The organism is Pseudomonas sp. GL-RE-29 (assembly GCF_019947275.1).
Taxonomy (GTDB): Bacteria; Pseudomonadota; Gammaproteobacteria; order Pseudomonadales; family Pseudomonadaceae; genus Aquipseudomonas; species Aquipseudomonas fluorescens_A.
The window spans coordinates 1-8,520 of the sequence record NZ_JAGYGD010000066.1; the positions used below are offsets into that span (position 1 = coordinate 1).

General features: G+C 59.8%; 7 protein-coding genes and 1 pseudogene. 2 read left to right on the forward strand and 6 right to left on the reverse strand.

The features are described 5' to 3' along the window. Positions 1-194: pseudogene (locus KGB21_RS29010) on the forward strand (IS110 family transposase); the annotation flags it as partial. A gap of 117 nt (positions 195-311) precedes the next feature. Here KGB21_RS29010 and KGB21_RS29015 read toward each other — a convergent pair. The 5 genes from KGB21_RS29015 to KGB21_RS29035 form a co-directional block, all read right to left on the reverse strand. Further along, positions 312-971, reverse strand: coding sequence for a hypothetical protein (locus KGB21_RS29015; protein ID WP_155292788.1), 660 nt, complete (start codon positions 969-971; stop codon positions 312-314). A 98-nt stretch (positions 972-1,069) separates the two neighbouring features. Then, positions 1,070-1,714, reverse strand: a complete 645-nt coding sequence (locus tag KGB21_RS29020) for a lysoplasmalogenase (protein ID WP_223507507.1) — start codon at positions 1,712-1,714, stop codon at positions 1,070-1,072. Positions 1,715-1,716: 2 nt separating this feature from the next. Next, the gene (locus tag KGB21_RS29025; protein WP_034150798.1) at positions 1,717-2,109 is read right to left on the reverse strand and encodes a protease inhibitor I42 family protein; all 393 of its coding nucleotides are present in this window, start codon (positions 2,107-2,109) and stop codon (positions 1,717-1,719) included. Positions 2,110-2,393: 284 nt separating this feature from the next. Further along, entirely contained in the window at positions 2,394-4,811 is a 2,418-nt protein-coding gene (lon, locus tag KGB21_RS29030) for an endopeptidase La (protein WP_223507505.1), read from the reverse strand. A 224-nt stretch (positions 4,812-5,035) separates the two neighbouring features. After that, positions 5,036-5,398: a DUF6124 family protein gene (locus KGB21_RS29035; RefSeq protein WP_034150796.1), complete on the reverse strand. Its 363-nt coding sequence runs from the start codon at positions 5,396-5,398 to the stop codon at positions 5,036-5,038. Positions 5,399-5,431: 33 nt separating this feature from the next. Here KGB21_RS29035 and KGB21_RS29040 point away from each other — a divergent pair, with 33 nt between their 5' ends. After that, entirely contained in the window at positions 5,432-5,983 is a 552-nt protein-coding gene (locus KGB21_RS29040; RefSeq protein ID WP_155292787.1) for a hypothetical protein, read from the forward strand. On the opposite strand, the gene KGB21_RS29045 is transcribed toward KGB21_RS29040, so the two are convergent. Beyond that, the gene (locus KGB21_RS29045) at positions 5,953-8,364 is read right to left on the reverse strand and encodes a glucose/quinate/shikimate family membrane-bound PQQ-dependent dehydrogenase (RefSeq protein WP_223507506.1); all 2,412 of its coding nucleotides are present in this window, start codon (positions 8,362-8,364) and stop codon (positions 5,953-5,955) included. The genes KGB21_RS29040 and KGB21_RS29045 overlap by 31 nt on opposite strands. Between the last annotated feature and the right edge of the window lie 156 nt (positions 8,365-8,520).

An 8,520-nucleotide genomic window follows, 5' to 3' on the forward strand; every position in this document is an offset into this window, starting at 1 on the left:
ACAACGCGGCAATGGCGGCTTGTCGATCTCCAATCTGGAAACCTTTTTATGAGTCCTATCTGGCCAGAGGCCTGGCAAAAACCCAAGCCCTGGTCATCCTCGCGCGCAAGCTGTGCCGGGTGGCATTCGCTCTCATGAAAAACCAGAGCGAATACCAGCCGAATTTAAGGCTGCAGGGTTCCCCTGCAACATAGAATCTCCCACAGGTTGATCACCGTCTCCTGTGGAAGCGAGCCTGCTCGCGATGCCGTAATGCCCCGCTACCTCCATAGCCGAGAGATAAAAAACAGCGCAATAACCTGGTGAGTACTTTATGGAAAGTAGGCAGGATGAGTGGATTGGGTCCAATCTGAAATGTATTCGCCAAATTCTCCCCATGTTTGTCTTATCTTCAAGGTGTAAATACCTCTACTTAAACTCCAGTTTGTAACTATTCTCCAGTCAAGACCCCATTCTCCCGAATTCGTGACACCGGACCCTAAGTGGACTTGGTTTGGCGTATGTTCATGGAATGCTTCAATTTCGATAATGGAATTGGCAAGTGCTTTACCTGCGAACTGCTGATATCTGTCAAAAATAGGAGCCTCGTTAATGGGCGTATATATAAAGGGTGGGGAGGCATAAACGCTGTATGTTACTGAGTTGGAGAACTCATCTGACCCAAGATGGCGTGCACGAATGGTGAGTGCAGGGTGAGGGAAACCGTCTATTTTTCCACTCCAGTTTCCTGAGGGGTCAACATCGGCAGCCCAATGCCATATACCCGGATCGATAGATCTTTCGATATATACAGCTTTTCCAGGTGTGCCGCCTGTTCCAGCCCAATAGACGTCTTCATCACCAATGGATTCGTTATGTTTTGGCGAAGTTATAGTTAGCGCAGAAATACCGGTGGGTTTGTCTTTTGTTGGAATAACGTCGTCGAAACCCTTAATGGGCTTTCGGCCTTTTTTGTTAGATAGAAATTCCATAATTATTAACTCCGTTTTTACTGGAGTCATTAAGCTAGCAAAGAGAGTGAGGGGTTCTTAACTGGTATAAATACTAGTTCCGACAGGTGGTGTAAGGGTCATGGGGTGAGCGAACGCTTGGGGGTGAATGCCGAGGCAGTAATTCCCCACTGTCCAATCCAATAGCTGAGGATAATCACATAAGGCGCGGCATCGAACGGCATTACAAACCGACTGATTCCAATCACGCTATCAGAAAACACGAACGCCACTGCGCCAGCGGCAGCCAGCAATGCCGAACGCTTGGGCACGTCGGTGCCGAGTCGCGCCAGCGCACGCCAGAGCATGGCGCTGATCGCCAGACCATAGACAATCACCGGGATCAACAACGGCCCGAGTCCGTGGGAGATCAGAATCCCCAGCAACACCGCGCCGACACCGAGGGCCAGGATCAGGGGCAGCGCAGCCAACCGCCGGCAATCGCTCAAGTACGCTTTCAAATACGCCAGATGCGCCACCAGAAACGCCCCCAGCCCAAACACAAACAAATCCCCCGGCCACGCCAGCAACACATCGCCGAGCAGGGAGAAAATCAATCCGAGGCTGATCCAGCGCCGATATTCGCTGGGCGGTGCATCGTGCAGCCAGCCGAGCAGGGCCAGCACGGGCAGCGGCTTGACCAAAAGGCACAGCAGCGCGGCGTGCACGCTCAGGCCATAAAGAAAGGTCACCGCGCCCATCAGCGCCAGAATCAGCCAGCCCACGGTCAGTTGACCGAGATGTTGCAGTCGAAAGAATCCACCGGCAGCACTTCCGGCGCCCAAGGTTGTTGCGAAGTCAGGCGCAAACGCCCGGTTCCGGCCGCGAAGGCTTGAAAGCGCCAGGTCGAGACCCCGGCCGCGCCGACGATGCCGGCATCTTCCGGGTTGCGGTAAACCTCTGGCCCCAAGGCGTGCAACACGCCACCGGCCGAATCCTGAATGGCCCAGCGATAGCCTGTGGTCGGATTGCTCGGCAGGGTCAGAATCAGGTTTTGCCCGTTGGTGAGTTTCACCGGGCATTCGCTTTGTTTTTCCACGGTCACATTGTGCTTCGGTTGCGTGGCGCAAGCGGCCAGCAGCGCGAGGGCGAGGGGGATAAACAGGCGAGTGGGGGACATAAGATCAGTGGCTCCGGCGGTCACGACGAACGGCGAGCATAACCGAGATGAGACAAAGTGTGACAGCCGTGGAGGCGGCGTTGTCAGTGCCGACGCCATCGCTGGCAAGCCAGCTCCCACAGTGGTTGGGGGTGTGAACAAAATTTGTGTTCACTGCAAATCTGTTGGTGTTGGCAAGCCAGCCTCCACAGTGGTTGTGTGTCGATCGAAAAATATGTGAACGACGCATACTCTGTGGGAGCTGGCTTGCCAGCGATAACGGCGGTGCAGCCGCTACAAAAAGGTCAGAACAACACCTTCGCCACATCCGCAAAACGCTTGGCAAAATGCACGGTAATGCCTTCCTTCAGATACTCCGGCAACTCCTCGAAATTCCCCCGGTTAGCCTCCGGCAAAATCAGCTCGAAAATCTTCTGCCGCCGCGCTGCAATCACTTTCTCGCGCACCCCGCCAATCGGCAGCACATGCCCGGTCAGCGTCAGTTCGCCGGTCATGGCCACGCCTTTTTTCGGTGGCTGGTTGCGTGCCAGGGACAGCAGGGCGCTGGCCATGGTCACGCCGGCGCTCGGGCCGTCTTTCGGAGTGGCGCCTTCCGGCACGTGCAGGTGCACGAAAGCTTCGTCGAAGAACTTCGGGTCACCGCCAAACGACTTCAGGTTGGAGCTGACGTAGCTGTAGGCGATTTCTGCGGATTCCTTCATCACATCACCCAATTGCCCGGTGAGCTTGAAGCCACGGTTGAGCGTATGGATGCGTGTCGCTTCGATCGGCAGGGTCGCGCCGCCCATGCTGGTCCAGGCCAGGCCTGTGATCACGCCCGTGCCCGAGAGCACTTGCTCGTTGCGGAACACCGGTTTGCCGAGGGAAGGTTCGAGGTCTTTCGGGCCAAGCTTGATCACCGCGCCCGGGTCGTCGAGCAGTTTCATCACCGCTTTGCGCACCAGTTTTCCGAGGTTTTTTTCCAGCTGACGCACGCCGGCTTCACGGGCATAACCGTCGATCAAGGCTTTGAGCGCGCTGTCGCTGATGCTCAGGTTGCCTTTCGATACGCCGGCCTTCTCAAGCTGTTTCGGCCACAGGTGACGCTTGGCGATGGCGACTTTTTCTTCGGTGATGTAGCCCGACAAGCGAATGATTTCCATCCGGTCCAGCAACGGGCCGGGAATCGAATCCAGGGTGTTGGCGGTGCAGATGAACAGCACTTTCGACAGGTCCATGCGCAAGTCGAGGTAGTGGTCGAGGAACTCGACGTTCTGCTCCGGATCGAGGGTTTCCAGCAGCGCCGAGGCCGGGTCGCCCTGGTAGCTTTGGCCCATCTTGTCGATTTCGTCGAGCATGATCACCGGGTTCATCACTTCGACGTCTTTCAACGCTTGCACCAGTTTGCCCGGCTGCGCGCCGATATAGGTGCGGCGGTGGCCCTTGATCTCCGCCTCGTCGCGCATGCCGCCGAGACTGAAGCGATAGAACGGCCGCCCGAGGGATTCGGCGATGGATTTGCCGACGCTGGTTTTACCCACGCCCGGCGGGCCGACCAGCAATACGATGGAACCGCTGATCTCGCCTTTGTAGGCACCGACCGCAAGGAATTCGAGGATGCGGTCCTTGATGTCGTCGAGGCCGGCGTGGTGGTTGTCCAGCACCTTGCGCGCGTGCTTGAGGTCGAGTTTGTCCTCGCCGTACACGCCCCACGGCACCGAGGTCGCCCAGTCGATGTAGTTACGGGTCACCGCGTACTCCGGCGAGCCGGTTTCGAGGATCGACAGCTTGTTCATTTCCTCTTCGAGGCGCTTCTGCACCTGCGCCGGCAGGACTTTGCCCTCTAGCCGCTGTTCGAATTGTTCGAGGTCGGCGCTGCGATCGTCCTTGGTCAGCCCCAGCTCCTGCTGGATGACCTTGAGCTGTTCCTTGAGAAAGAACTCGCGCTGATGTTCGCCGATCTTGCGGTTTACTTCGGCGGAGATTTCTTTTTGCAGGCGAGCGACTTCGACTTCCTTGCGCAGCATCGGCAGGACTTTTTCCATGCGCTTGAGCATCGGCACGCAGTCGAGCACTTCCTGCAGCTCGCTGCCGGTGGCCGAGGTGAGCGCGGCGGCGAAGTCGGTCAGTGGCGACGGGTCGTTGGGGCTGAAGCGGTTGAGGTAGTTCTTCAACTCTTCGCTGTACAACGGATTAAGCGGCAGCAGTTCCTTGATCGCATTGATCAGCGCCATGCCGTAGGCCTTGACCTCGTCGGTCGGCTCGGTGGGCTGGTGCGGGTATTCGACTTCCACCAGGTACGGCGGGCGATGGTGCTTGAGCCAGGTCTTGAGGCGGACGCGGGTCAGGCCCTGGGCGACGAACTGCAATTTGCCGTTTTCGCGGCTGGCGTGGTGCACCTTGACCAGCGTGCCGTACAGCGGCAGGGCCGAGGTATCGAAATGGCGCGGGTCTTCCTGGGGCGTGTCCATGTAGAACAGGGCCAGGGAGTGATGATCGGACTTGCTGACCAGGTCGAGGGTCTCGGCCCACGGTTCTTCGTTGACGATGACCGGCAGCACTTGGGCCGGGAAGAACGGTCGGTTGTGGATCGGGATGATGTAGACCTTGTCCGGCAGGTTCTGGCCGGGCAGGGCGAGGCCTTTGCCGGTGGAGTGGTGGGTGGTGTTTTCCGGATCTGCGTATTCACTCGGGTCTTCGGGAAATTCTTGCTGGTCGCTCATGGGGCACCTGCGCAATGGGGTATGGGTCTTAGATGGGGCAGGTTGGCGGTGGTTTCAATGATGCCTTGGCGTTAATGGATCATTCGAAGGTGTGTTCAGCAGGGATTCAGGTTAGCTGGATCTTGAGGCGCTGTAGGCGCCGGCTTGCTGGCGATGGTGTGTCAGCTGCGGTGATGTCGCCTGAAACACCATCGCCAGCAAGCCGGCTCCTACAGGGGCAACGTCTACGCCGGGGGATCGATTTGATCCAGCACCCGGTTCGCCGTGATCTCGGCCAGCATGATGCTGTTGGAAATACCCAGCAAAGCATTACGCGACCCACCGTCGAGATGGTCCACCAGGTGATGGACCATGACATCGACCGAGGCCAGCGTCTCGACCAGATAAACCACGAGGGTTTCGGTCGTGGCCTCTGGGTCCACGGTGAACAGCGTGCTGGGGGTGCGCGGGGTGGCTTTGATGTCGGCAATCGATGTGAAGTGGAAATCGAGGGCGCGTTCGGCGGCTTCGTTGAGTTTGTTCGAATCGGCGGATTCGTAGGGGGAAACGTCGTCGGTTTCGGGGGGATTCGGTGACTGTTTGAACATGGTGAAGCTCCATTCGAGGACAGGGAGTTCGCCATGACTGCGACCAAGCAGTTGGGTGGCGAACCGTACGCAGGTTGGTCGACCAGGGAATGGAACCCGGCAGGGCCGAAGCCCTCCCACGCACAGCTCGCCATGAAGCAAGCACGAAAAGTGCGCCATTCTAAACCTGGGCGACCAAACCCGGTCGCTGAATTTGCAGCGACCCCGAAAGCCTATCGTTTCGGCTTCCGACGCGACAACCGCCAGAACTTGTCGGAATCCTCCCTCGGAACTGCCAAATCTGTAGGACGTTCGCAGAGTTTTCCAGACCAGCCGAGATCAAAACGTGGGAGCCTGCTCGCGATGGCTGCGCAAAGTCTGCAACCGATCAAGGTCACTGTGGGAGCGCGGCTTGCCCGCGATGAGGCCAGCACATTCAACAATGACGCTGGCAGGCAGGCCGCCATCGCTGGCAAGCCAGCTCCCACAGGAGTATGTGGTGCGGGCGGTCAGTCCAAAGAAAAAAAAGGCGACGCCTGTGAGGGCGTCGCCTTTTGTTTTACTGCCGTTACAACTTACTCGGACAGTTTGTACGCAATCACATAGTCACCCTGTTTGGTGCCCAGCGAGCCGTGACCGCCGGCGACGACGAGCACGTATTGCTTGCCGTCCTTGCCGGTGTAGGTCATTGGCGTGGTTTGCGCGCCGGCCGGCAGGCGGCCTTCCCACAGTTGCTTGCCGTTTTTCACGTCATAGGCGCGCAGGTACTGGTCGAGGGTGCCGCTGAGGAAGCCGACGCCACTGGCGGTGGTGAAGGTGCCGCCCAGGCTTGGTACGCCCATGCTCAGCGGGATCGGAACCGGCGAGCTGTCGCGCACGGTGCCGTTCTTGTGCTTCCAGAGCACTTGGTGAGTGGTCAGATCGACCGCCGCCACGTAGCCCCAGGCTGGCGCCTGGCACGGCAGGCCCATGGGCGACAGCAGCGCTTCGAGGACGACGCCGTACGGCGCGCCTTTGTTCGGCTGCACGCCTTCGGTTTCGCTTTTGCGCGGGCCTTGGGCAGCGATTTCGGCGGCCGGGATCATTTTCGATTTGAACGCCATGTAGCTCGGGTTCACGAAAGCGATCTGACGCACCGGGTCAACCGAGATACCGCCCCAGTCGAACACGCCGAAGTTGCCCGGATAAACGATCGAACCTTGCAGCGACGGCGGGGTGAACGGACCGTCGTAGCGCATGGATTTGAAGTCGATCCGGCAGATCAACTGGTCGAACGGCGTGACGCCCCACATGTCGCGCTCTTGCAGCGGCGGCGGCATCAGGTTGAGGTCGGACTTCGGTTGAGTTGGCGAGGTGTGGTCGCCTTCCACCGCGCCTTGCGGCACCGGGATTTCATTGATTGGCACGATGGCCTGGCCGGTGCTGCGGTCCAGCACGTAGATGCTGCCTTGCTTGGTGGACGCAAGAACCGCTGGCTTCACGCCGTCAGCGGTTTTCAGGTCCATCAGGGTTGGCTGGCCGCCCACGTCCATGTCCCACAGGTCATGGTGGGTGAACTGGAAGTGCCAGCGCACTTGACCGGTGGCGATGTCCAGGGCGGTCAGGCCGGCGGCGTGCAGCTCCGACTCAGGGGTGCGAGCGCCACCGAACTGGTCCGGCGTCTGGTTGCCCATCGGCAGGTAAAGCATGCCGAGTTTTTCGTCGACGGCGAACATGGACCACATGTTCGGCGAGTTGCGGGTGTAGGTCTTGCCTTCGGCAATCGGTGTGGTGTCGTCCGGGTTGCCGCTGTCCCAGTTCCACACCAGTTTGCCGGTATGCACGTCGAACGCGCGGATTACGCCGCTTGGCTCGTCGGTGGAGACGTTGTCGGTGACGTGGCCGCCGATCACCACCAGGTCCTTGGTGACTGCAGGTGGCGAGGTGGAGTAGTAACCACCGGCCGTGAAGCCGCCGATGTTGGCACGCAGGTCGACCTGACCTTTATCGCCGAAGTCTTCGCACATTTTGCCGGTGTCGGCGTCGAGGGCGATCAGGCGGGTGTCGGCGGTTGGCAGGAAGATCCGGCGCGGGCACACGGCGCTGACAGCTGCCGGGCTGGCGCTGCCGGTCGGGCTCTGTTCGGAGGCGTAGACGGCGTCATCGTGATAGGTCACGCCACGGCAGGTCATGTGCGCCCAACCCTTGAAGTTCGCCGCGTTTTGCGTCGAGAGCTTCGGATCGAACCGCCAGATTTCCTTGCCGGTGTCCGGGTCCAGTGCGATCACCTGGCTGTGCGGCGTGCACACGTAGAGCATGCCGTTGACTTTCAGCGGGGTGTTTTCGGCAGTGGTTTCGCCCGGGTCGTTCGGCCCTGGCAGGTCGCCGGTGCGGTAGGTCCAGGCCGGAACCAGTTTGTTGACGTTCTGCGGGGTGATCTGCGCCAGCGGCGAGTAACGATCGCCATGGGCGCTGCGGCCGTAGGAGTTCCAGTCACCGTCCGGCATGGCGGGGGCGGTGTTGGTCATGCCCGGCACGCTGTCGCGGTCCAGTTGGCCTTTGATCTCACCCGGATTGGTGAACTGGCTGGCCAGTGCGGCAACGCCGGCAATGACCACGGCCACGCTCAGCGCGCCAGTGCCCATCGGTGCTGCGCCATCACGCAGCAGCGGACGACGGAACCAGGGCAGCAGCATCACCAGGCCCAGCGCAAACAGCATCGCCAGGCGCGGCACCAGTTGCCACCAGTCGAGGCCGACTTCCCACAGCGCCCACACGGTGCTGGCGAACAGCACCAATGCGTACAGGCCCAGTGCGGCACGGCGTGCCAGCAACAGCAGGATGCCGGTCAGCGCCAGGCCGATACCGGCCAGCAGGTAATACAGCGAGCCGCCGAGCATGCTCAGCTTGATCCCCCCGGCCAGCATGGCCAGGCCCATTAGCAGAAGCAGTATGCCGAGCAGGCTCGGCAATAGACGGCTTCGACCCAAGGCACCATCAGTGCTCATAGTGTGATTCTCCGTGACGTTTCAAGTAGTCCCGCGCAAGTTCACTGTAGATGACGATCCTGTGCGGGCAGGGTTCAGATAAAACCGATTGGGTTAATGCCTGCCCTGTGGGAGCTGGCTTGCCAGCGATGGCGATCTCTCGGACGCCATCGCTGG